The 21,902-nt window shown below is 67.8% G+C and carries 21 protein-coding genes; 10 read left to right on the top strand and 11 right to left on the bottom strand.

The genetic code is table 11. The annotated features are described in order from the left end of the window. The first annotated feature begins 8 nt into the window (after nucleotides 1–8). From AQJ67_RS28770 to AQJ67_RS28760, 3 genes are read left to right on the top strand one after another with little or no spacing between them, the layout of a single operon-like run. Nucleotides 9–1,607, top strand: coding sequence for a WXG100 family type VII secretion target (locus AQJ67_RS28770; RefSeq protein ID WP_062722220.1), 1,599 nt, complete (start codon nucleotides 9–11; stop codon nucleotides 1,605–1,607). Nucleotides 1,608–1,616: 9 nt separating this feature from the next. After that, nucleotides 1,617–2,093, top strand: coding sequence for a protease inhibitor I42 family protein (locus AQJ67_RS28765; protein ID WP_062722219.1), 477 nt, complete (start codon nucleotides 1,617–1,619; stop codon nucleotides 2,091–2,093). Continuing rightward, nucleotides 2,090–2,503 (top strand): hypothetical protein, encoded by a 414-nt coding sequence (locus AQJ67_RS28760; RefSeq protein WP_062722218.1) that lies wholly within the window; start codon nucleotides 2,090–2,092, stop codon nucleotides 2,501–2,503. The genes AQJ67_RS28765 and AQJ67_RS28760 overlap by 4 nt, the downstream gene beginning before the upstream one ends. A 218-nt stretch (nucleotides 2,504–2,721) precedes the next feature. On the opposite strand, the gene AQJ67_RS28755 is transcribed toward AQJ67_RS28760, so the two are convergent. The 4 genes from AQJ67_RS28755 to AQJ67_RS28740 form a co-directional block, all read right to left on the bottom strand. After that, nucleotides 2,722–4,053 carry a S8 family serine peptidase gene (locus AQJ67_RS28755; RefSeq protein ID WP_062722217.1) on the bottom strand — a complete coding sequence of 444 codons (1,332 nt, stop codon included), beginning with the start codon at nucleotides 4,051–4,053 and terminating at the stop codon, nucleotides 2,722–2,724. A gap of 98 nt (nucleotides 4,054–4,151) precedes the next feature. Continuing rightward, complete coding sequence (locus tag AQJ67_RS28750) at nucleotides 4,152–5,588, bottom strand: hypothetical protein (RefSeq protein WP_062722216.1); 1,437 nt, start codon at nucleotides 5,586–5,588, stop codon at nucleotides 4,152–4,154. A 7-nt stretch (nucleotides 5,589–5,595) separates the two neighbouring features. Continuing rightward, the gene (locus AQJ67_RS28745; RefSeq protein WP_062722215.1) at nucleotides 5,596–5,931 is read right to left on the bottom strand and encodes a hypothetical protein; all 336 of its coding nucleotides are present in this window, start codon (nucleotides 5,929–5,931) and stop codon (nucleotides 5,596–5,598) included. A 401-nt stretch (nucleotides 5,932–6,332) separates the two neighbouring features. Further along, nucleotides 6,333–6,641 carry a GntR family transcriptional regulator gene (locus AQJ67_RS28740; RefSeq protein WP_062722214.1) on the bottom strand — a complete coding sequence of 103 codons (309 nt, stop codon included), beginning with the start codon at nucleotides 6,639–6,641 and terminating at the stop codon, nucleotides 6,333–6,335. 148 nt (nucleotides 6,642–6,789) lie between these two features. On the opposite strand from AQJ67_RS28740, the gene AQJ67_RS28735 reads away from it, so the two are divergent. From AQJ67_RS28735 to AQJ67_RS47825, 3 genes are all read left to right on the top strand, one after another. Then, nucleotides 6,790–7,119 (top strand): hypothetical protein, encoded by a 330-nt coding sequence (locus AQJ67_RS28735; RefSeq protein ID WP_425264187.1) that lies wholly within the window; start codon nucleotides 6,790–6,792, stop codon nucleotides 7,117–7,119. 251 nt (nucleotides 7,120–7,370) lie between these two features. Further along, nucleotides 7,371–7,706, top strand: a complete 336-nt coding sequence (locus tag AQJ67_RS28730) for a hypothetical protein (protein ID WP_062722213.1) — start codon at nucleotides 7,371–7,373, stop codon at nucleotides 7,704–7,706. 160 nt (nucleotides 7,707–7,866) lie between these two features. Then, nucleotides 7,867–8,223, top strand: a complete 357-nt coding sequence (locus tag AQJ67_RS47825) for a hypothetical protein (protein WP_159058843.1) — start codon at nucleotides 7,867–7,869, stop codon at nucleotides 8,221–8,223. A gap of 16 nt (nucleotides 8,224–8,239) precedes the next feature. Here the strand turns inward: AQJ67_RS47825 and AQJ67_RS50795 are convergent, their stop codons facing one another. From AQJ67_RS50795 to AQJ67_RS28705, 5 genes are all read right to left on the bottom strand, one after another. Next, complete coding sequence (locus AQJ67_RS50795) at nucleotides 8,240–8,554, bottom strand: HNH endonuclease signature motif containing protein (protein ID WP_425264190.1); 315 nt, start codon at nucleotides 8,552–8,554, stop codon at nucleotides 8,240–8,242. A 221-nt stretch (nucleotides 8,555–8,775) separates the two neighbouring features. Next, nucleotides 8,776–9,063: a hypothetical protein gene (locus AQJ67_RS28720; RefSeq protein WP_062722211.1), complete on the bottom strand. Its 288-nt coding sequence runs from the start codon at nucleotides 9,061–9,063 to the stop codon at nucleotides 8,776–8,778. Between the two features lie 29 nt (nucleotides 9,064–9,092). After that, a complete protein-coding gene (locus AQJ67_RS28715; RefSeq protein ID WP_079056238.1) occupies nucleotides 9,093–13,757 on the bottom strand; it encodes a putative T7SS-secreted protein in 4,665 nt (1,554 codons plus the stop codon). Further along, a complete protein-coding gene (locus AQJ67_RS28710) occupies nucleotides 13,757–14,293 on the bottom strand; it encodes a hypothetical protein (protein ID WP_062722210.1) in 537 nt (178 codons plus the stop codon). Before AQJ67_RS28710 ends, AQJ67_RS28715 begins: the two co-directional genes overlap by 1 nt. A gap of 65 nt (nucleotides 14,294–14,358) precedes the next feature. Further along, nucleotides 14,359–14,781, bottom strand: a complete 423-nt coding sequence (locus tag AQJ67_RS28705; RefSeq protein WP_244190622.1) for an SseB family protein — start codon at nucleotides 14,779–14,781, stop codon at nucleotides 14,359–14,361. Between the two features lie 736 nt (nucleotides 14,782–15,517). Here AQJ67_RS28705 and AQJ67_RS28700 point away from each other — a divergent pair. Beyond that, nucleotides 15,518–16,210, top strand: coding sequence for a helix-turn-helix transcriptional regulator (locus tag AQJ67_RS28700; RefSeq protein ID WP_062722209.1), 693 nt, complete (start codon nucleotides 15,518–15,520; stop codon nucleotides 16,208–16,210). Nucleotides 16,211–16,570: 360 nt separating this feature from the next. Next, nucleotides 16,571–17,239, top strand: coding sequence for a DUF4328 domain-containing protein (locus tag AQJ67_RS28695; protein ID WP_062722449.1), 669 nt, complete (start codon nucleotides 16,571–16,573; stop codon nucleotides 17,237–17,239). A 369-nt stretch (nucleotides 17,240–17,608) separates the two neighbouring features. Here AQJ67_RS28695 and AQJ67_RS28690 read toward each other — a convergent pair whose 3' ends face one another. Next, nucleotides 17,609–17,947, bottom strand: coding sequence for a hypothetical protein (locus tag AQJ67_RS28690; protein WP_062722208.1), 339 nt, complete (start codon nucleotides 17,945–17,947; stop codon nucleotides 17,609–17,611). 19 nt (nucleotides 17,948–17,966) lie between these two features. Continuing rightward, nucleotides 17,967–19,664 (bottom strand): sodium:solute symporter family protein, encoded by a 1,698-nt coding sequence (locus AQJ67_RS28685; protein ID WP_062722207.1) that lies wholly within the window; start codon nucleotides 19,662–19,664, stop codon nucleotides 17,967–17,969. Nucleotides 19,665–19,863: 199 nt separating this feature from the next. Here AQJ67_RS28685 and galT point away from each other — a divergent pair, with 199 nt between their 5' ends. Next, complete coding sequence (gene galT / locus AQJ67_RS28680) at nucleotides 19,864–20,925, top strand: galactose-1-phosphate uridylyltransferase (RefSeq protein ID WP_062722448.1); 1,062 nt, start codon at nucleotides 19,864–19,866, stop codon at nucleotides 20,923–20,925. Then, nucleotides 20,922–21,884: a UDP-glucose 4-epimerase GalE gene (galE, locus tag AQJ67_RS28675; protein WP_062722206.1), complete on the top strand. Its 963-nt coding sequence runs from the start codon at nucleotides 20,922–20,924 to the stop codon at nucleotides 21,882–21,884. Before galT ends, galE begins: the two co-directional genes overlap by 4 nt. Nucleotides 21,885–21,902 lie beyond the last annotated feature (18 nt).

The raw sequence follows: 21,902 nt of genomic DNA, 5'->3' as shown, positions 1-21,902 counted from the left end.
CTCACCACATGGCTGACGCAGGCGAATCCACCACCGACCGCAAGCAAAAGATCGACCGGTACATAGGGGACCTCGCGGCGGCCGACAGCAAGAACGCGGTGCTTCAGGCCATCGACAACCTCCTCGCTGTCTCCGCGCCGGTCGGTTCCCCGAGCACCCTGGACGCCATCGCCCGGCGCTACAAGAGCCAGGCCGACGATGCCGCCGACGTACAGCAGAGGGTCGAGAAGGTCGCCGCGTCAGGGCTTCCGTCGGTGTGGGTGGGCAGCACCGGGGCCAAGGCCGCCGAGGTGGTCGGGGCGGCCGGCCGTTCCGCCGAGCAGATGGCCGAGGCGTTCCGTAAGGCGTCCAAGGCCCTCTACGACCTCTCCGACGCGCTCACCTCCGCCCAGTCCAAGGACGGCGACGGCCGCGAACAACTGCGGAAGGCCCGCACGATGCTCGGCGGCGGCGACGGCTTCTTCGACGACATGGTCGAGACGGACGACGAGGAAGCCGACCGCAAGAGGGCCCAGGAGATCGCGGGAACTGGATCCAACTTCCTCTACTACGCCGCGCAGGAGGCGGACGACGCGGCGCGGGCGGCGGCGCGGGATCTGAACAAGTTCGCGGCGGAGGCCCGTGCCGGGCAGATGCACACCGACAACATCTCCGCCGCCGACCGCCTGGTCCTCGCCGACACCGGCGTGTACGGGGGCCCGCAGGAACAGAACGAACTCCTCACCGCGAACGACCTCGAACGTTCCGGCCGCTTCATGGAGAAGATGAACGCCCAGGACCAGGCCCGCTTCGAGCGGATGCTCGCCGATGCCAAGACGCCGCAGGAGCGGGCGTATCTGGTCAAGGCGCTGGCCGCGGGCTATGACGTGGACGAGGTCGGCCAGTTCCGCGACAAGATCCACGGCAAGGACCCGTACTGGCTTCAGCAGCATCTCAGCCCGGTCGTCACGGCTGGCGACAGCAAGGTGGACGAGGGGCTCAATGACGACAGGTCGAACAAGAACACCGATTACCAGTGGTTCGGCGACAAGAAGTGGTCCCAGAACGGGGAGACCTGTGTGCCGTCGAGCACCGTGACCGCTCGAGCGATGGTCGATCCCGTCTATGCGCTGGAGTTGACCGGCGGACCGTCCGGGCAGGAGAACGACCCCGAAGCCTTCCGCGACCGCCTCGACGACGAACAGATGCGCCTGCACGAGGAAGGCGACGGCAGCTACGCGCATTGGTGGTCCGACGTCCCGACGGGAATGGACAGCGACGGGCAGAACGAGATCGCCAACAGCGAGATCAGCCCGCACACCGGCAGTAGTTACGAGTTCCAGGAGGTTCGCGGTGCGGACGAGCGCCGGGACGTGCTGCCGGACATCGAGAAGTCCGTTGCCGAGGGCAAGCCCGTCCCCTTCGAAGTGGAGGGGTACGACGAGGAAGGCCGGCACGGACACCAGATGATGGTGATCGGGCAGGAGGGCGACATGCTGCAGATCTACAACCCGTGGGGTACCACGACCTGGATCAGCGAGGACGACTTCGTCAACGGCCACATGGACAAGGCCTCCGACCACCGCATGCCCGACGCGTACGCCGTCCACATTCCCGCCGACCGATAAGTGAGTGTCATGACCAGCGCCGTGCGCCGACTCGCCCTTCCCGCCCTGCTGTTGACCGCGCTCACGGGCTGCGGCCTCACCGGACCGGACACCTACGAGCTGGACGAGAAGCACATACAGGTGGATGCGGGGGAGGAGTTCACGCTGTCCGTTCCGGTCGCCACCGCTATGGGGGAATGGTGGTACCTGACCGTGCCGGAGCCCGACCCCGACATCGTCCGGAACACGGACAAGCGGGAGGAGATCGACGGCGACGACGGCGACAACGTCGGCGGCCACAGCGGAACGGACTTCTTCGACTTCAAGGCCGTCGGCCCCGGCACGACGAAGATCCGGCTCATCCAGTGCCCGCGCGGCGCCTGCGCCGGCGGCGGCGATGCCGGCGGTCCCATCACCCCGTCCCCGGTCCCCAGCGGCAGCCCCGCCCTCTCAAAGGAGTACCGAGCCACCATCCACACCTACACCGTCACCGTGAGGAAGTCATGACCTCCGAGCCGCAGACCTCGCCCCCCGGCCGGACCGACGACGAGCTGGCGCGGTCGGACATCCCGGCGATGCTGCGATACGGCCTTTCCTTCGCCGGACCGCACCGCACCGCCCTCTTCGGTGACGGCGCGGTGGGCGCCGCCGTCCTGCTGGACCGACTCGGCGTCCAGCCGCGGGCGGTGGCCTTCCTCGCCAAGGTGGTACGCGGCGGGGGCGTCCGGTACGCGGCCGAGCTGCGCGAGCCGGTGCCGGGTGATGAGGCGGTGGCCATGGTGCGCGCGTGGCTGGAGTCCGCGGCCACCGCCACCGGCGGGGTCGACGGTGACGAGGAGGCGGCCCGCTGGCTGGAGGCCGTCGCCGAACTGATCGGGCTCCGGCACGTGCACCGCTCTCGGGTGGCGGGGGAGTGAGTCGCGGTCCGCTGAGTCACGGCGGGTCTGCCGTTGGAGGTCACCCCTCGGCAGCCGAGTTGGTCCGCTGGACGCATGCAGGAACCTCGTGGTCGTAGGTGATCACGACTGTTCTCTGCGCAGCTTGATCACCTGGACGCACGGGCTTTCTGCGTTCAGGGACGTACCCCCACTCGTCTGACTCGCCGCCCGAAGGCGGGGCGGCGGGGACAGGGCCGCTATCGCCGGTAGGGGCTGCCGCCGGGTGGGGGCTGGGTCGGCGGGGCGGCCGGGGGTGTGGGGTGCTGCTGGTACGGGTTCGGGGGCACGCCCTGGTTGCTGTACGGCTGCTGCTGGGCGTACGGGGTGAAGCCGGGCGGCGGGTTGGACGGGCCGTTGCGGCGGGCGCGGTTCTTGCTGCGGACGGCGAGGGCGCCGATCACGAGGACGAGGAGGGCTCCGCCTGCGGCGAGGGCGAGGACCGTGGTGGTGCTCACGCTGCTGCTGTCGTCCGGGCTGCTGGAGGAGGCCGGGGGCGTGGTGGCGTCGCCCTTGCCGGTACCGGTGCCGCTGGAGTCGGCGGCGGGCATGGTCAGGGGGCCGTTCTTGGGGCCGGCCGGGATGTCCTGCTTGAGGGCGGCGAGCGGCTGGATGTAGCCGTAGCCGTACTTCTCGTCGGGGAGTTTGAGGCCCTTGGCGTCGTCGGGGAGACCGGCCGTCTTGGTGAGGCGGTTGACGATCTGGCCCGCGGTGAGGTCGGGGAACTTCTCGCGGAGTAGGGCGCAGGCGGCGGAGACGTAGGCGGTGGAGGCGGACGTGCCGTCGCCAATGTTGTACTTGGAGTCGGAACCGCCTGTGGAGACAACGCCGACGCCAGGAGCCGTTAGCAACGTATTCGGGCCGTAGTTGGACTTTGCCCAAATCTCCCCAGTTTTGCTGACCGCGCCCACCGCGACTGCTCCGGGGTAACTGGCTGGGTAGAGCGGCTGCTCGCTGCCGGTTCCGTCGTTTCCAGTGCCCGCAACGACGATGACGTTCTTCTGGACAGCGTACGCAACCGCCGCTTCTCCTGCCTCAGTCGGAGGGGAAGAGATCTGCGAGATGTTGATCACCGAGGCCCCTTGATCCACCGCATAGCGAATCGATGCAGAGAACGGCGACTCCCCATCGCCTACGTCCCGGATCGGGAGAATCTTGGCGTCAGGAGCTAGACCCTTGACCCCGTCTGCACCATTGGCCCCGTGCCCGTGCCCAGCAATGATTCCGGCCATCGATGTTCCGTGATGGTCGGTGCCGGACGGCGAAGCATTGTTGTCTCCGTCCACGAAGTCCTTGCCTTGGAGGACGTTTCCGCTGAGGTCCGGGTGAGTTGCGTCGACACCGTCATCAATGAGAGCGACAGTGACGCCCTTGCCTGTGGCGATCTTCCAGATCTTTTCGGCGCCAAAAGCTTCAAGCGGCCACTGGTCATTCCTTGTCTGGTCCGCCGTAGCGGTCGTCGCCGTGCAGAAGAGCAGTGTCCCCGCTGCCGCCGCACCGCACAGGATGCGCCGTGCCTGCTTGAGCGCCATTACGTGTTCCCTCTCGTGATCTGCGTGCGGGGTGGGACTCGCGGTGAGACGTTCGCGAGCCCCACCCCACTGTCCTGCTGATCGTGCCTGGCGGAGTTCTACTCGATGACCCGGGGGGTTGTGTTCTGGTTGGGCGACACCCAGGTTTCCTCATCCTCGACGAGGTAGTCGGGGCGGTCCTTTGCGTTCTTCTTCTTTTCGCGGCCGTTACCTGCCGCTCCGCCAGCGAGGCCGCCAGATCCGCGGCCTTCCGCAGTGCCGCCGCGGCTGCCGTGCAGACCCGAACCGACCCCAGAACCAGAGCGGGAAGGACTCTTGGCTTCGCCGACGACGCCACCCTTAGCACGGGCCAGAGGGCCACGGCCGGAAGCCGATGGTGCGCCCTTCCCGCCTGCTCCGGCACCCATTGCGGCACCGCCCATTGCGCCACGGCCCGCACCGGTCGCGGCACCCGTTCCGTTTGCCGAGCCACGGCGCCCAATGCCCGCTCCAGCGCCGCTGGAGCTTCCCGGGAAGCCGGTCCCTCCACCAGCGACGCCGTTCGTTCCACCGGATCCGACGCCACCTCCTCCGCCGGGGCTTCCGGTCCCGGTCCCGGTCGTGATCCCCCTGCTTGCACCGCCCGGGCTGGTGGTGATGCTGTCGACATCTGTGCCGACAGTGGAGGGGGCAGCTGTCTTGGACGTGGAACGGGATCCCGGGCCGTCAACGCGGTTCGGGCCGTTGGGGGTTGGGGAAACCACCGATCGGTTCGCGCTGCTGGACGAACTACCGGTGGACGGTGTCCGCCCAACAAGCCTGGGACCGGAGTCAGTCGGCATGACCACGATGGGAATCGGCGGCGTACCGCCCGGGTCACCTGGATAGTCCTTGGTGTCCTCGACTTTGCCAGTCTTCCGCCACGTCCCCATAGCCTTCGTCTGCGAAGCATAAGCAGCCCCCAACTGCTCCATCTTCACAGCCATCTTCAGCTGGGCTTCCTTGCCGGCGGACAGGTCGCCCGAGTTGTTGTCCAGGGCCTTCTGCGTGGACGCCCCCTGGCCCAGGTCGTCCTCCAGGCCCTCGTCCGAACGGCTGCCGAAATCCCCGACCGCGTCGAGCACGCTGCTGGTCGTGCTCGGCTTCTCCATCGCCTCGACCTCGGGCTTGATGGTCTCCAGAACGGTCGCCGCGCTGTGCATCGCGGTGGACGTGTACTGCGCGTACTTCGCCCCGTCCTGGAGCTTCTGCGCGATGACGTCGGCCTGCTCCTTGAACCGGTCGGCCGAGTCGCCCTCCCAGTGTTCGAGTACCGCGGCCACCGCCTTCAGGAAGGTGTCCCGGACGCCTCCGTCGCCGCCCTCGCCGACCAGTTTGTTGTTGACCTCGGTCCAGCCCCTGGCGACGTTGTGTACCTCGACCGGTTTGGCGTTGCGGACCATGGCCTTCATCTGGTCCATGTCCATGTGCGCGAAGTCCGACTCGTGCGAGGCGTTGTAGCACATGGTCGCCGGCTGGTACTCGTATGTGTAGCCGTCGTTCTTGCCGCCGCTCATGGCCTGGTCACTCCCCGCCCTGCATCGACTTCGTCACGTCGGCTTCCTGGTCCTGGTAGGCGCCGTGCGTCTTCTTCGTCTTGGTGCCGAAGTCGTCCATCAGGTCGTGGATGTGCTCCACGATGTCCTCGAGATGCGTCTTCATCTCCGTATGCGCGACGTGGAGCTTCTCCGCCTCGACGAACGTCGCGCCCGGGACGCTCTCGCCCAGTGCCCCTGGCGGCAGGTACGTCTTGTACTTGGAGTCGGATTTCGCGTCACCCAGGTCCGATATGACCCAGTTGAGCTTCTTGACGACCTCGTCCAACTCGCTCAGATCAACTCTGTAGCGTCCGCTCGCCACCGCGAGTCAGCCCCTCTCCCCGTTCACCGGTGCAACGCCGTGGCCGCAAGGTCATCTAAGCGGCCATCCCAGCTGCCTTCCGCTCTTCTGTACGACTTTATCGGCCGTCCCGAGCAACGCCCCAGGTACTCCTGTGAATTGTCCGCCACGGCTCACTCACACTCACGGGCCGTCGCACCCGCCCCGTCACCGTGACGCGGCGCAGGAGACAAGCACTTCACTGTCGTCCGCCGGTAACAGCGGCCCCGTGCGGGGTGGGTGCCATCCGCCACGTTTGCCTTCTCCGTAGGTACGGCGATGGCTTGAAGGGGCGCACTGAGAGTCAGTCGGCGGCTCAGTCGACAGGGTCGATCTCGGATGGCGAGCACCTGCCCGGTGGCGTACGTGGAGGCCCCGCGTCTCTATGTCTTCGGTTGTTCCTCGTCGGCCTGCTCCGCTTTGGGCGGCTGCTCGACGACAAACGACCCCTTCCCGACAACGGTCCGTACGATGCCGAGATCCGCGAGGAGGACCAAGGTCTTCCGGGCAGTGCCACGGGCTACCCCGAATTCCTGGACCAGGCGGTCGACGCCCGGCACGGCACGGCGAGGCGGGTAGTCGCCGCGCTCGATGCGGGTCACCAGGACAGCAGCCAGTTGTAGGTAAACGGGGTCCGGTGCGTCGCGGTCCAGCTCGTCATCGGGACCGTACCCCTCGGGGATCTCAGTCATGGTCTGAACGTACGAGGGCAGGGAAAGCCTGATTAATCTGTGTCATGCCATGGCATGGCATGACCAGGTGTCGCTATCCTCGCCCATAACAAGGACCCCCGCGACCGCTGGAACGGCCCGGGGGCGTGGCCACCAACCTCTGGAGTTGATGACGATGGGCATTATCCATGCCCTCCTCTGCTGGGTGATGGAAGTGTTCGGCCCGCGCCCGCGGGGCCGGCACCGCGCCGAGCGTGCGGCCACGGTGCCGCAGCTGCTCGCCCCTCCCACCCGCCCGGCACACCGGTCCACGTCGCCAAGGAGCCCCTACGGCCTGGAGTCCCCGCTCAAAGGCGAGGAAACCGCCCTGGTCCGCCCCTACCTGGTCGCGTTCGAGGAGAGGCAGCGGCAGCGGGAACGTCGCCTCGCTCTGGTCCTGGCCGCGGACTTCGGCATCGATCTCGATCAGCACGTGATCGGCGCGCGGAGGGCAGCCTGATGACCGCAACCGGTACTGACCCCGGCACTGTCCCCGGCCCGGACCGCGGCACTGGCACCCAGCTGTGCGGCGCTCGCCGTCCCGGGTGGGAGCGGCAGGGCTGCGGACCGCACCGTCTGCCCTGCGCCCTGGGGCACGGCCACGACGGAGACCACCGCGACGCCTTTGGTCACGCCTGGCTGCAAGGGCCAGACGCGGCGGAATGCGGTGCGCCGCTCCCTGGCGCACCGGGGCCGGCATGTCTGCGGCCCGTGGGGCACGACGGCCAGCACCGCGACGTCACCGAGCGCGAGTGGGCCGGTGAATGCGAGACGTGCGGGTCGGCCGAGCAGCCGCACGCGCCCGACACCACGGACGGCGGTGGAATCGTCCGGCACCGGCAGGTCTGCCGACGGTGCGCACGCAGCGGCGCGCTGGCCGTCGCACGCCGCCCCGTGCGGATGTGCGTGCGCTGCGACCGGACCACCGACACCCCGGTCCTCATCTCCGAGGTGCACCAGAACTCCGGGCCCGGCTTCAACGTGTACGCGTGCGGCGACTGCGCGCCCCACTTCCCGCCACCGCCCGACGTGTTCGACCTCTTGTAGGCCGGCGCCGGGGTAGGCGGCAGTCAGGTCGTCCTCCGGTTAAGCACATCCATAGAGGGCCGTCCGCCTCATCCGGCGGAGTGTGCAGGGCGGACGGCCGTACGACGTGCCCCGGAAACCTCTGTGATGCCCTCGGCGCGCCTTCGCCACCTTCCGCAGTTTGGCGACCACCCTCGCCCAATTCGCCGGATGGAAGAACAACGCGGCCGTACACGACCAATACCGAAACTGCCCGGCCGACGCCCTGCGCGAGCTCAATCTCACGGACGGAGCACGCGTCACACCTGATGCGCCAGCTGGCCGTATGCAAGGAAACTTACAGCTCGATGGGACGGTAGGCGAGAGCCCTGTCCACAACTTCTTCTGCCGCCAGCTTAGGAGTGCTGTAGTAGATCAGGTCAGTAATGCGTGGATGCAATACGTTCGACCTCAGCTCCTCGACGAGCTGATCTTCTCCCTCTTCGGGAAGGTCCGCATCGATCAGCTGCTGAACCATTCGGATCAATTCGTCACGTGACTTCCTTGCCACCTGCCTATCCTTTTGCTTTGTGATAGCGAGGTGTGACCGCCACCAGGTTGGTGAGGTCATATACGCTACCTCCGTGCTGGATGGGGTGTATGTGGTGCAGGACATACCGGCCCTGTCCGTGGTGTTGCGTCGTAGGGGCGAAGGGGGCCTTTCCGTTCGCCATTGCAGTTTGCACTGATCTATCGAATTGCCCGGCAAGCTCTTCGTGCCGAGAGACTTCCTTCCAGAAAGATTCGCGGAACTTGTCGAAACTCTCAAACTCTCTTCCGTGCAGCTCTCTCGCAACCTGCCCCGGATCCTTCCTGCGTTCCCTTCTGATCCCCTAAGCCAGGGTCTATCGACGTCCGGCAATGAACGGCCGCCTGTCACGGCACCAGGAGAGTTCCGGAGCCCTTTTGCACTCTTGGGGCCTTCTATCTCACATGGGGCGAGGCCAAAGGGGTCCGCATGCGAGTGCGGTTTGATCGCATATGTCGCCGGGTTCGGGGCGGGTGCCAGCCCACGTGGTTCCCCCGCCCCCGGACCAAGGCGTGACGATGGTTAGGCATTTGCCCCGAACTCTGAATCCAAACGCTCGGGCCAATCCTTGTGTGCGAGACCGGCAGCCGCCAAGATGTTCCGCCAATCCCTGCGGGTTGTCTCCGCCGCATTGAGGAGTCCGTCCACCCGCCCCTGGGCGCAGAGGAGTGCGGCTGCTATGATCCTTTCTTCTTCCACTTCTTGTTCCAGCTCCCCTATGAGTTCGAGGAGCAGGTCCTCGACGGCCTGCTGGTCTTGCTCGGCGTATTCTTGCGCGATTCGCTTTTTGATGCGTGGGGTCAGCGTCATGCTCTCTCCATTTTTGAGCTTGCTCGTGGTTAACTATCCGGAGCAAGCAGGTAGTCTCCCGATTCAATGTATCCAGCGTTACGAAGCTGTTCAAGTTCGCGAGCGAAGACCGAACTTCCCCATTCGTTGGTGAGGGTGTTCGGGGTTTGCGGGGACGCCAAATAAACATCTCTCCGCTCGTCTATTATTTTCTGTATCCAGGCGTCATTGATGTCGAAGTCCCAAGGTCTTACGTTGAGGACATCGTGTCCCTCCCATCCGAGAGCAGCCCGGGCATCGTGTCGTTCTCCGATGACGCCGAATGGGCCGTTCTTGGTTGAAGGTTCTCGGATTTGCGTTAACGGAGAGCACGCGTCTGGAGCAAGCCCAAGGTGATCCGATGAGTTTTGCGGATTTGGGACGTATATCGACGGGTTGGTTCCTGCGGTGAGACCGAGAGGATCCAAAGAGAGGTATCTGGCTGTAGCTGGGTCGTAGTGGCGGAAGTAGTTGTAGTGGAGGCCGGTTTCGGGGTCGTGGTACTGGCCGGGGAAACGCAGCGGAGTGTAGGCGGTGGCGGTGCGGTTCCAGGTGGTGGTGCCCCAGAGGGTGGTGCGGGTGTGCCAGGCGATGTCGCCGTGTTCGTCGACGAGTTCGGTGGGGGTGCCGATCAGGTCTGTGACGATGGCGTAGAAGCGGGAGTCGATCTCTTCCTGGAGCACGCCGGCAGCGGTAGCGGTTTTGCGTTCGGTCTGGGCCAGGGGGTGCAGACCCTGGTGGTCCCAAGTGAGGATGATGGCGGGCTGGGTGCTGTCAGAGGTGTGGGTGGTCTGTTCCGTGAGGATCGTGCCGTCCCACGTGAAGTCCGTCTGCTCCACGACGGTTTCGCCGTCTGAGGCGAGGCGTTGCTTGGCGATGCGGCGGCCCAGGGGGTCGTACCGGTAGCGCCACGTCGTGCCGTCGGGGGTGATCACGGACGTCAGGCGGTCTTCGGCGTCCCACGTGTAGCGCCAGGTGTCCGGCTTACGGGACAGGCGGGTCTTCTGGCGCAGGGTGACGCGGCCCGCTTCGTCGTGTTCGTAGCGGACGCTGCCCGCGCGGGTGATCCGGGTCCCGGCATAAGCGCGGGCGCCGGTCGCTTCCTGGCCCGGCATGGAGTCCGGCCAGGTGGCGTGGGTCTGGTTGCCCGCGGAGTCGTAGGCGTAGGACTCCGTCCAGTTCGCGGCGTGGACGGCTGTCACCCGGCCCGCCGCGTCGAGGTCGAAGCGGCGGGCGCCACCCAGGGAGTCGTCTATGCCGGTCAGGTTGCCGTCGGCTCGGTAGGTGTAGGCGCGGTGCTGGAGGTGCTGGCCGGTGGGCCCGGTGAGTTCCTGTTTGGTCAGGCGGCCCAGGGGGTCGAAAGCGTGGGTGAGGGTGAGGGTGTCGCCGAGGTGGCGGATGAGTTCGCGGCCTGCGGCGTCGTGGGTGAAGGTGAGGGTGCGGCCGGCGGTGGTGAGTTCGGTGCGGTTGCCTGCCGCGTCGTAGGTCCAGGTGCTGGTGGCGCCTGTGGGCGTGGTGCGGCCGGTGCGGCGGCCCAGCGCGTCATGCGTGTACGTGAGCGTGCGGCCGTTGACCGTCTCGGATATCAGGCGGCCCGACTCATCCCGCCGCAAGGTCAGGACCGCGTCCGGGCTCGTTGCCTGAGCCAGACCGCCCGTCGCGTCGTATGTGTACGTGGTGACCGCTCCGGCCGCGTCCTTGCGCACCACCCGGCCCAGCACGTCCCGCTCGAAGCCGACGGTCTGGCCCGAGGCCGTGGTGCTGGCCCTCAGTTGGCCTGCCGCGTCGTGCGTGTACGTGAGCGTGCGGTTGTCGAAGTCCGTCTCCGCCACCAAGCGGCCCGCCGGGTCGTACTCGTAACTCCAGGTCAGGCCCTGGGGGTTCGTGACCTGGGTCAGGCGTAGCTCGGTGTCGTGGGTGAAGGCGTAACGGACGCCGTCCGGACCCGTGCGGGCCGACATCAGGTCGAAGTGGGTGTACTCGTAGCGGGAGACCATGCCCATGGCGTCGGTGTGGCTGGTGCAGTTGCCCTCGCCGTCGTACGTCCAGGATTCGGTGGTGCCGTCCGGTGCGGTGCGGCGGGCCGGCTTGCCCTCGATCGTCCACTCCAGGCGGGTGATCGCGCCGAGGGGGTCCGTGATCGTCGTCGGGCGGCCGAAGGCGTCGCGCTCGTAGCGTGTCACGGCGCCCAGCGGGTCCGTGACCTCCAAGGGCAGGCCCGCGGCATTGCAGCGGACCGTGGTCGTCGCATCCGTCGCGTCCGTTACCGCTGTTAGGTGGCCAAGGGCGTCGTATGTGAAGCGGGTCGTCTTCCCGGCCCCGTCGGTCACGGCTGTGCGGTTGCCGAACTCGTCGAACTGCTGGCTGACATACGTGCCATCGGCACCGGATATGGAGACGGGCAGGCCCCGGTCGTCGTAGCCGACGCTGCTGTAACGGCCGTCGGGTTGGACAACCATGACCGGGCGGCCCGCGTTGTCGTAGGCGTAGCTGGTGGTGCGGCCGAGCGGGTCGGTGACCGTCAGCGGGCGTTCGGAGCGGTCGTACGTCGTGCGGGTCGTCGCTCCGTCGGGGCCCGTCTCGGCTACCACCTGGAGATCCCTGTTGACCTGGTAGCTCGTGCTGTGGCCGAGTGAGTTGGTCGCGGTGATGGTGCGGTGGCCGGACTCCGGGTCGATGTCGCCGTAGACGAATGTGTTGCGCAGATGGCCCGCGTCACCCGACTGGGACGTGCAGCGGCCCTCGTCGTCGTAGACGTAGCGGTAGGACGACTCGTTCGTGTCGGTCCAGGCCGTGATACGGCCTAGTTCGTCGTTGGTGAAACGGGTCGGTATGCCGGACGAATTGGTCACCGCCGCAAGGTGGCCGTGCGCGTCGTAGCCGAAGCGCACCAGTTCCTGATCGCCGCCGTCGGGAGCGGCGGCGGCGAGGTGCAGGGCCGTGATCCGGTCCCCGGCCGTCTCGATCTTCAGGTGGTAACCGGCGGAGTGCACGATCGCCGTGGGAGCGCCCTCGTGGTCGTACTCGAAGGTGATCCACTGGCCCGAGCGGTCGGTGATCTGCTCCAGCAGGGCGATGCCGTTGCCGTCACCACCCGGGGCCGCGAAGTGCCAGGTGCGGCTGGCAGCGGGGTCGGTGACGGCGTAGTCGCCGTAGGCATCGATGGTCAGCGGGTACCGGCCGCCCTCCAGGGGCAGGGTCGGTACGCCCGGTGCGGGGTGCGGGTAGGCGAGCAGTGCGCCGTTCTCGCGGATGAAGATGACGCCTTCCGCGTCGATCTCCAGGCGCTGGTCGGCGGTGGAGGTCCATCTCGGGCCGAACCAGCGGCCGGCCTCGTACGACGACTCGAACTGCCGGGAGAAGGCGAGGGGCAGCTTGGCGGGCAGGGTTGCATCGGTCTGCGGCAGCGCCATCCGGCCGGTGGCCATGTCGATGGGGTCGCCGAACCACTTGCACTTGTTCTGTCTGGCGAAATCCTTGATCGCCTGGCCGACGCTCCTGCGCGCGGCTCCGGTCGCCGCCCCCTCCGCAGCTCCTCGCGCGGCTCCTCGGGCCACGCCGGTCGCGCCCTTGGCACCGATCAGGTTGGAGGCGAGGTAGCCCATGGAGTCGGCCGGGTCGCTGCTCCAGCCGGTGCCGATGATGGCCTTGGGCAGGCGTTCGGGGTGGGCGGCGGTCCCCACCAACCCGGCCAGCAGCATGTTGGTGTTCTTTTGCCAGTCGCCGGGGTGAGTGAGGTTGTAGGGGTCATACGGGTTGACGATGCGGACCAGCTTCACCAGCTCCGCGCCCCCCTTGAGGAAACCGCCCACCAGGTGAGTCTGGTTCAGCGACATGCTCACGGCGCCGTCCACGACGTCGGCCTTCAACCGGTCGGTGAAGTCCGGCTTCGGCGGAGCCATCTCCAGGGCGGCCGCCACCCGGCGCTGCGCGTCGCGGGCGGCATCGGTGCGCTGACGGCGCGCCTCGGCCAGGGTGTCCTCCGCCTCCTGCCGACGCGCCACACCCGGATCGACGAAGTCACCGGGTTCGGTCGGTTTCCGTCCCGGGTTGCGCCCCGTCGTCACGGCGGCGTTGTACAGCTCGGCAGCCTGGTTGTACGCCGCCACCCGGACGTTGTGCGAGTCCACCGCCTGCCGACTGGCATCCTGCGCCTTGCGGTAGGTGTCGATCGCCACCTGCGCCTGCTGCTGGGCCCAGCGCACCGTGTCCGCGTATGCCTCAAGTGCCTTGGCAGCCGCCTCACAGGCGTCAGCCGCCGTCAGCCACTGCTTGGGATGCATGTCGAACTTCTCACGGAAGGCGTCCGCCGCCTGGCCCTGCCAGCCGTCGCCGTCCAACGAACGCATCCCCTGGCCGACGTTCTCGAACGACCGGGAAAAGTCGCGCAGGTGCCGGGCCCGCTCCTCCAGAGCTTGCGGGCTGCCGTGGACCAGTTCCTTGGGGCCCTCGCTCTCTCCCAACTGGCGCTCGGCGACGTCGCCGCCCAGTCGGTTGTTCACCCCCTCCCCGAAGTCGCGGACCCCCTCGGCCGCGGAGTCCGCGCCGACCGCTGACAGGCCGTCCGCGGCCTTGTCCGTACTCCAGTTGACGGCCTCGCCGACGCCCTTCTGCACACTGTCGGCGACACTGTCCAGTCCGTCGCCGACGTCGTTGACCAAGTCCCCCAGGCCCATCAGCGCTCAACCTCCCCGAACGAGGCCTGCGATGGGCCATCCGGCTGCCACTCCGTGTTCGGGTCGAATGGCGCGTCCGGGGTCAGCGTCGAAGTCGCCACGTCCTTCATGGCTTGATCCCAGGCATGCTTGGACGCCTCGTCGGCCGCCCGCACGGACTCCGCGCTGAAGTCCGGGTTCATGGCCTGGGATACGGGGTTGTCCTGCAACGTGTCCGACCAGGAACGCTGGGCGATCTCCTCCGGGGTCTCGGTCAGGGAAGGCGTGCCCATGGTCGATGACCACACCGTCTTCAGGGTGTTCGAGACGTACTGCTCCTGCTCGTGATACATCCCCGCCGACAGGTTCAGCCGCTCCGCGAACTGGTTGGCGTCCTGCAGCAGCGAGCGCACCCCCCAGCCCCACCGTTCGCAGAAGTCGGCGAAGACCTGACGCAGGCCGGCATCCCCCACCTCCAGACCCGCCAACTCCAACTCGTCGAAACCGAGTCCCAGATTGGCGTTGGTGTCGAAGCCCAGCTCCTTCAGCTCGCTCATCGCCTGGTTGATGCCCCGAGTGATCCGCTCCAGCGCCTCCGGATCAACCCGATAACCACTCCCACTCACGCGCCCGCCCCCCGCACACCCGTACCCTCCACGGCGACCGGCACTGCCACCGCAACCGCCGAATCCGGCACGATGCCCGCCGCGGGCGGCAGGGCCATGCCTGTGGCGCTGCCCGCATCCACCGCGATCCCGACTGGCCCACCTACGCGCGGGATCACCCGGTCCAGCAGCCATGCGCCGTACACCAGGACGCGCTCATCGAGCGTCTCCCCTCGCGCCTCGGCGAAACGTGCCAGCGCCGCATCATCCGTGAACGCGAAGAGCCAGCGAATACCGCCCGCCTCCACCGAGACGACCGAGTCGTCCTCCACCGGCACCCGCACCTCGCTACGCCGGAACTCCCCCACCGCCGCCCTCAGATCGCCGTGCCCGGTCTCCGCCAGATCCGTCAGTAGCAGCCGCAATGCGTCGGCGCTCACGTCGGCCCCCGTCGTCGATTCACCGCTTGGCATGCGCACAGCTTCAGGCAAGAATCCGATCGACTTTGATCACCGCTGACGCAAATCGGTACTGTAACTCAGAGGTCTGGCAGTGTTCCAAGCAGTTCAGGTGTGTCTACACGTACTTGGCTTGAGCAAACCGCCGAAGGAATCGAGCGGCCTCTCTCCGACACGGGAGGAACACACCTGCGAAAGGCATCCCCGGTCCCCACGCACGATTCATCGAGACGCTCGATTCATCGAGGCGCCCCCCTACGAACTCCCGGCGCTGCGGGACGGCCGCGGCATTCCGGGCTGAATCCCGTTTCGGCTGGCGGGCATGGTGGTCTGGACGTGCACACAGAAACGCGGCCGCTGCCTCCGGCCCGGCCCGGCCCTGCCGCCGCGTACCCCATGTGACTCGCCAATCCCCGCCTGTCTCGGCGACTGAGCTGCAACGTCGGCGCCAGCATGGGCTATTGGGGATGTGGCCTGGGCATTCTGCTTGCTTGATCGGCTACACCTATGTCGGGACGCCATCCAAAGTGGGGGCCTACCAAATCTTCCCGCGCAGGGATCCCAGTGCGCGGGAAGACCGTCGTTCCGGGGCACTTCTCACCAGTAGGGGGAGCGCAACGTCGAACAAGCGTGTAGCTTCCGGGGGCATGAGGGCGGGGGAGCAGGGGGGCTCCTTCTGTCCGTGTGGAGGGGACTTGGGGGACTGGGGGGTTTCTCGATGGGAGTGCGGCTCATGGTGGTCGACGACCACCGATTGCTCGCGGAGGCGTTGGCCTCGGCGCTGAAGCTGAGGGGGCACCGGGTGCTGGCCGCGGCGGCGCCGGCCGCGGGGGCGGCGGAGTTGGTGATCACGCGGGCGCCCGAGGTGTGTCTGCTGGGGACCGCTTCGCCCGCGGAGCCGGGGATGTTCGATCCGGTGGTGAAGATCAAGCGGGAGCGGCCGCAGGTGGCTGTGCTGGTGTTGGGGCCGGTGCCGAGTCCTCGCGGGATCGCGGCGGCGTTCGCGGCGGGGGCCTCCGGCTATGTGCGGCATGACGAACGTATAGAGGGCGTCGAGCGGGCGATCATGAAGGCTCGGGCGGGGGAGGCGGCCGTGGCGCCCTCTCTTCTGCAGGGCGCCTTCAGCGAGTTGCTCAACCCGGCGGCCCAACCCGACGACGAGGGGCAGCGGTTGCTGCAGATGCTCACCCCTCGGGAGGTCGAGGTCCTGGTCCGGGTCGCGGACGGTGAGGACACCCGGCTGATCGCCGCGGGGATGGGGATCGCGCCGTCGACTGCGCGTACGCATGTCCAACGGGTGCTGATGAAACTGGGCGTCGGGTCGCGGCTGGAGGCTGCTGCGCTGGCGGCTCGGACGGGGTTGCTGGACCGGGCCGGTCCGGTGCCGTTGGCGCCGCCGGTTGAGCCGTGATGCCTGCGGCGGCACGTGCGGTGGGGCGGGGGTGCGTGTAGCGGGTTCGGTGGGTGGGTGCGGCGGGGGCTTGCCCCGGGTGTGCGCTCGGGCCCATGCCTGCGGCGGCCTGTGCCTGTCCGGTGGGGGTTCGCGTAGCGCGGTTTGGTGAGTGGGTGGGTCGGGGCCGTGTCGGGGGGTGTCCGTCCTCGGTCCGGTGCTTGGACTTGCGCGAGAGACCCTGTTCCTTGACACCGGACTCTGCGGGCGGACACCCCCCGGCGCGTCCCCTTCTCGCCGTCGGCGGCCGCGGGTTCGTGGGGCCACCGGGGCGGGCGAGCCGTCTGGTGGACGGTGCTCGGCGTCGGCGAAGATGACCCGGTGAACGATCACATAACTCCCCCCACACCTGCTCTGAGCCCTGTCCGCGGCGCGGCCCGGCTCGCCGTTGCCGGCCTTGCCCTGTCCGGGACCGTCTGGGCCCTACGGGCCGTCTGGGAGATCCGGCTCGCCGTGACCGGGGAACCTGCCTCCGGGCCACCGGACCAGGGGGAGGGTGTGCACCGGCCGTTGACCTCGCTGGAGGACTCGTACCACTTGGTCAGCGCTGTGGGCGGTGGCGCGACGTTGGTCTGCGCGATCGTCTTCCTGCTGTGGCTGGGCAAGGTGCGTGACAACGCCCGCAGCCTGTCCGGGCGGAAGCCGCGGTACTCCGATTTCTGGCTCTACGCGGGCTGGTTGATCCCCATCGTCAACCTGTGGATTCCGCGCGGCATCGTGGCGGACGCCCACCAGGACAGCGCCCCGGGCGAGCGGCTGCCACGCTCCCTGAACGTGTGGTGGGGCCTGTGGCTGATCGGGCTCCTCAGCGGGGTGGGCCTGATGTACGGCGACGACACCGACCAGCTCATCGTCCGCGCCTACACGGACCTGTGGATGCTCCTCGCCTCGGACACGGCCGTCATCGGCGCCGCCGTGGCCGGCATCTTCGTCGTCCGCGCCGTCTCCGCCGTACAGCTCACCGGTGCCGGCGGAGTAGTGCAGAAGTAGTCGACACCGCCCTCAGCCCCCCCGCCCACGCGCAGGGGGCGACGCCACCCCAAATACCCCCAGCCCCTCCGGCGTTCGAGAACAAGCCCATCCTCAGCCCCCGCCCATCCGCAGGGGGCTGTGCCGGTTCGGATCTTTCGGTCGGCCGGGGTTCGAGCGCGAGGCCGTCCCTAGCCCGCGCCCACCCGCAGGGTGCTACGCCGGTCCGGGCACTTCCAGCTCGTCCGGCGTTTGAGGACGAGGCCGTTCAGGCCGATGGGGGTGCAGGGGGTGGAGCCCCCTGGCGGGGTCGAAGGGGCGGAGCCCCTGGGGATGGGACGGGTAGGGGCGGCGGGGGCGAGGGAGTTCTGGCTCGCCCCCGCCGGGCGGTCAGGGGGTCTCGTCGTCCGTCCTGGGCGGCGGCGGCGCCGTGGGCCGCAGCTTCAGCCAGGTCAGGAAGAAGAGGCCGAGGAGCAGCATGCCGAGGCCGGTCCAGAGGTTGATGTTGACGCCCTCGGCCTTGTCGATCGCGGCGTCGTCGTCCGTGAGCCCGACGATCGTGACGATGACGCCGTAGATCACGAAGAGCCCGCCGATGATCCGCCGGATGTCGAACAGCCGGGCGGCGGTCTCGGACTTGCTCTCCAGTTCGGTGACCTCGCGCTGGACGTCCTTCTCGGAGTAGCCGGAGTAGCCGGGGTGGCGGGGGTGGTCGGAGTTGTCTGTCATGGTCGGTCGGCCTCCGGCGTCAGAGCGAGAACGAGAACGGGATGTAGCAGGCGGCCGCCAGCACCACCGCGCCCCAGCCCAGCAGCGCCGGCTTCCGGTACCACGCGTCGTCCCCCTCGGCCGGCGGCTCGGCCATGCCGGGGGAACGGGTGCCGTAGACCAGCCCCTGGAGGTCCTCCGTCGGCTTGGGCGCCGTGAAGAGAGAGACGGCCACCATGACGACCGCGCCGGCCACGAAGCCCGCGATGGCCGAGACGAAGTTCGCGCCCTGGTCGGAGGGGATGCTGATGACGTCCTGCTTGTAGAGGACGAAGTAGTTGATCATCGCGGCCGTCGTGCCCGCCAGGAGGCCCCAGAAGCCTGACTTCATGGATGCCCGCTTCCAGAACATGCCGACGACGAAGACGACGAACATCGGCACGTTGAAGAAGGAGAACAGGGTCTGGAGGTAGCTCATGATGTTGGAGAAGGAGGAGGCCAGGAAGGCCGTTCCGATGGATGCCAGGACTCCGATCGCCGTGATCAGGCGGCCGAAGCGGACGTAGTAGGCGTCCTCGCGGTCCTTCACCACGTACTTCGCCCAGATGTCCGTCGTGAACACCGTGTTGAAGGACGACACGTTCGCCGCCATGCCTGCCATGAAGGCCGCGAGGAGACCGGTCACCGCGATGCCGAGGACGCCGTTGGGGAGCAGGCCCTGCATGAGGTAGGGGATGGCGTCGTTGTACTGGTAGCCCGACTCCTCCGTGCCGAAGCCGGGGACCAGGGCCGCGGCGGCCAGACCGGGGATCATCACCAGGAACACGATGAAGATCTTGGGGAACGCCGCGATCAGCGGGGTGCGCTGGGCCGCTGAGAGGTTCTTCGCGGACAGGGCGCGCTGGACCTCCGCGAAGTTCGTCGTCCAGTAGCCGAAGGAGAGGACGAATCCGAGGCCGAGGACGATGGTCAGCCAGTTCGCGCCGAGCGGGTTCGCCTCGCCGATGCCGGTGCCGCCCCACGCGGTGACGAAGTCGTCGCCGTGGGACTGGGTCAGCTTTTCGGTCAGGCCGTCCCAGCCGCCCACCTTCTTCAGGGCCAGGACGGTGATCGGGATCAGGGCCGCCAGGATCACGAAGAACTGCAGGACCTCGTTGTAGATCGCCGAGGACAGGCCGCCGAGGGTGATGTAGGCCAGGACGAAGAAGCCCGCCACGACGATCGCCACCCACTGGGGCCAGCCGAGGAGGGCCTCGACGACGATCGCGAGGGCGTAGAGGTTCACGCCCGCGATCAGGATCGCCGCGAAGGCGAACAGGATCGAACTGAGCAGGTGTGCCCCTTTGTCGAAGCGCAGGAGCAGGAACTCCGGTACCGAGCGGACCTTGCTGCCGTAGTAGAAGGGCATCATCACCAGGCCCAGGAAGACCATGGCCGGGATGGCGCCGATCCAGTACCAGTGCACCGTGTAGGCGCCGTACTGCGCGCTGTTCGCCGCCATGCCGAGGATCTCGGTCGCCGCCAGGTTGGCGGAGATGAAGGCGAGGCCCGTGACCCAGGCGGGCAGGGAGCGGCCGGAGAGGAAGAAGTCGAGGCTGGTCTTCACCGAGCGGCGGGCCGCGAAGCCGATGCCGAGGACGACGACGAAGTAGATGCCCAGCAGCGTGTAGTCGAGCCAGTTCGTGGGGAGCCGTAGCTCGGCGGCGAGGTAGGTGGGGGTTTGTGTGGGGGTTTGCATAAGTACTCGCTTCGTTGCGCGAACCGATACAGAGCGGAACCTACGCGGTTGCGTTCAGTAATTGAACACGTCGAGTGATGCTCTTTGTTTGATTGTGATGTTGACGTTCGTGGTGAGTTGTGTTTTTCTGTGTTTGGTTATGTTTGATGGAGGCTCGGAGGAGTCTCGGAAGATCTGAGTGGCTCGAATGGAGTCCGCCGTGAAGAAGACCTCGACCCAGCTGGCCGACGGTCGTGAGCTCGTCTACTACGACCTGCGCGACGACACCGTGCGGGACGCCGTCGACCGCCGTCCGCTGGACCGGACCGTCACGACGTCCGAGGTCCGGCGGGACGAGTTGCTCGGCGACAGTGTCGCCATCGCCTCGCACCGGCAGGGGCGGACCTACCACCCGCCGGCCGACGAGTGCCCGCTGTGCCCCTCCCAGGGCGACCGGCTGAGCGAGATCCCCGACTCGTCGTACGACGTCGTCGTCTTCCAGAACCGTTTCCCCTCGCTCGCCGGCGACTCCGGGCGCTGCGAGGTCGTCTGCTTCACCTCCGACCACAACGCGTCCTTCGCCGACCTGACCGAGGAGCAGGCGCGGCTCGTGCTCGACGCGTGGACCGACCGGACCTCAGAGCTGTCATCTCTGCCTTCCGTGGAGCAGGTGTTCTGCTTCGAGAACCGCGGTGCCGAGATCGGCGTGACCCTGGGGCATCCGCACGGGCAGGTCTACGCCTACCCGTTCACCACGCCGCGCACCGCCCTGATGTTGCGCTCCGTCGCCGCGCACAAGGACGCCACCGGCGGGGAGAACCTCTTCGATGCCGTCCTGGAGCGTGAACTCGCCGACGAGCGGGTCGTCCTGGAGAGTGAACACTGGGTGGCCTTCGTGCCGTACGCCGCGCACTGGCCGTACGAGGTCCACCTGTACCCGAGGAACCGGGTGCCCGATCTGCTCGCGCTCGACGAGGAGGCGCGCTCAGAGTTCCCCAAGGTTTATCTGGAACTCTTGAGGCGCTTCGACCGGATCTTCGGGGAAGGCGAGCCTCCGACGCCGTACATCGCCGCCTGGCACCAGGCGCCGTTCGGGCAGCTGGAGGACTTCGAGGGTGTCGTGCGGGACGACTTCGCGCTTCACCTTGAGCTTTTCACCATTCGCCGCACTTCCGGCAAGCTGAAGTTTCTCGCGGGTTCCGAGTCCGGCATGAGTGTGTTCATCAACGACGTGCCGCCGGAGCGCGCGGCCGAGCGACTGCGAGAGGTAGCGAGTTCATGAGTGGGAAGTACCTGGTCACCGGTGGCGCCGGCTATGTGGGCAGCGTGGTCGCCCAGCATCTGCTGGAGGCGGGTGACGAGGTCGTCGTGCTCGACAACCTCTCCACCGGCTTCCGCGAGGGCGTGCCGGCCGGGGCCTCCTTCATCGAGGGCGACATCCGCGACGCCGCCAAGTGGCTCGACTCCTCCTTCGACGCCGTGCTGCACTTCGCCGCGTTCTCGCAGGTCGGCGAGTCGGTCGTGAAGCCCGAAAAGTACTGGGACAACAACGTCGGCGGCACCATGGCGCTGCTCGGCGCCATGCGCGAGGCGGGCGTGCGCAAGCTCGTGTTCTCGTCGACGGCGGCCACGTACGGCGAGCCCGTCAGCACGCCGATCACCGAGACCGACCCCACGGCTCCGACCTCGCCGTACGGCGCCTCCAAGCTCGCCGTCGACCACATGATCACCGGCGAGGCGGCGGCCCACGGACTCGGCGCCGTGTCACTGAGGTACTTCAACGTCGCCGGTGCCTACGGCGACTGCGGTGAGCGCCACGACCCCGAGTCGCACCTCATCCCGCTCGTCCTCCAGGTCGCCCAGGGCAGGCGCGACGCGATCTCCGTCTACGGCGACGACTACCCGACGCCCGACGGCACCTGCGTGCGCGACTACATCCACGTCGCCGACCTCGCCGAGGCCCACCTGCTCGCGCTGAAGGCCGCCAAGCCCGGCGAGCACCTCATTTGCAACCTCGGCAACGGCAACGGCTTCTCCGTCCGCCAGGTCATCGAGACCGTCCGCCAGGTCACCGGGCACCCGATCCCCGAGGTCGTGGCCCCGCGCCGCGGCGGCGACCCCGCCGTCCTGGTCGCCTCCGCCGACACCGCCCGCGAGCGGCTCGGCTGGAACCCGTCCCGCGCGGACCTCGCGGGGATCGTCGCCGACGCGTGGGAGTTCACGCAGCGGCGCGCAGGTTAAGTTCTACGGCCGGTACGG

The organism is Streptomyces caeruleatus (assembly GCF_001514235.1).
GTDB classification, from domain to species: Bacteria; Actinomycetota; Actinomycetes; order Streptomycetales; family Streptomycetaceae; genus Streptomyces; species Streptomyces caeruleatus.
Note: the sequence above shows the minus strand (reverse complement) of the source record. Positions and strands in the feature narration are given on the sequence as shown.

What these genes read in the sequence shown, in the direction of transcription:
- AQJ67_RS28690 (WP_062722208.1), bottom strand. Translation starts at nt 17,947, where the DNA reads ATGACAGACAACTCCGACCACCCCCGCCACCCCGGCTACTCCGGCTAC.
- AQJ67_RS28700 (WP_062722209.1), top strand. Translation starts at nt 15,518, where the DNA reads ATGGGAGTGCGGCTCATGGTGGTCGACGACCACCGATTGCTCGCGGAG.
- AQJ67_RS28770 (WP_062722220.1), top strand. Translation starts at nt 9, where the DNA reads ATGGCTGACGCAGGCGAATCCACCACCGACCGCAAGCAAAAGATCGAC.
- AQJ67_RS28720 (WP_062722211.1), bottom strand. Translation starts at nt 9,063, where the DNA reads ATGACGCTGACCCCACGCATCAAAAAGCGAATCGCGCAAGAATACGCC.
- AQJ67_RS28765 (WP_062722219.1), top strand. Translation starts at nt 1,617, where the DNA reads ATGACCAGCGCCGTGCGCCGACTCGCCCTTCCCGCCCTGCTGTTGACC.
- AQJ67_RS28715 (WP_079056238.1), bottom strand. Translation starts at nt 13,757, where the DNA reads ATGGGCCTGGGGGACTTGGTCAACGACGTCGGCGACGGACTGGACAGT.
- AQJ67_RS28710 (WP_062722210.1), bottom strand. Translation starts at nt 14,293, where the DNA reads ATGAGCGAGCTGAAGGAGCTGGGCTTCGACACCAACGCCAATCTGGGA.
- AQJ67_RS28740 (WP_062722214.1), bottom strand. Translation starts at nt 6,641, where the DNA reads ATGACTGAGATCCCCGAGGGGTACGGTCCCGATGACGAGCTGGACCGC.
- AQJ67_RS28750 (WP_062722216.1), bottom strand. Translation starts at nt 5,588, where the DNA reads ATGAGCGGCGGCAAGAACGACGGCTACACATACGAGTACCAGCCGGCG.
- AQJ67_RS28735 (WP_425264187.1), top strand. Translation starts at nt 6,790, where the DNA reads ATGACGATGGGCATTATCCATGCCCTCCTCTGCTGGGTGATGGAAGTG.
- AQJ67_RS28755 (WP_062722217.1), bottom strand. Translation starts at nt 4,053, where the DNA reads ATGGCGCTCAAGCAGGCACGGCGCATCCTGTGCGGTGCGGCGGCAGCG.
- AQJ67_RS28685 (WP_062722207.1), bottom strand. Translation starts at nt 19,664, where the DNA reads ATGCAAACCCCCACACAAACCCCCACCTACCTCGCCGCCGAGCTACGG.
- galE (WP_062722206.1), top strand. Translation starts at nt 20,922, where the DNA reads ATGAGTGGGAAGTACCTGGTCACCGGTGGCGCCGGCTATGTGGGCAGC.
- AQJ67_RS28760 (WP_062722218.1), top strand. Translation starts at nt 2,090, where the DNA reads ATGACCTCCGAGCCGCAGACCTCGCCCCCCGGCCGGACCGACGACGAG.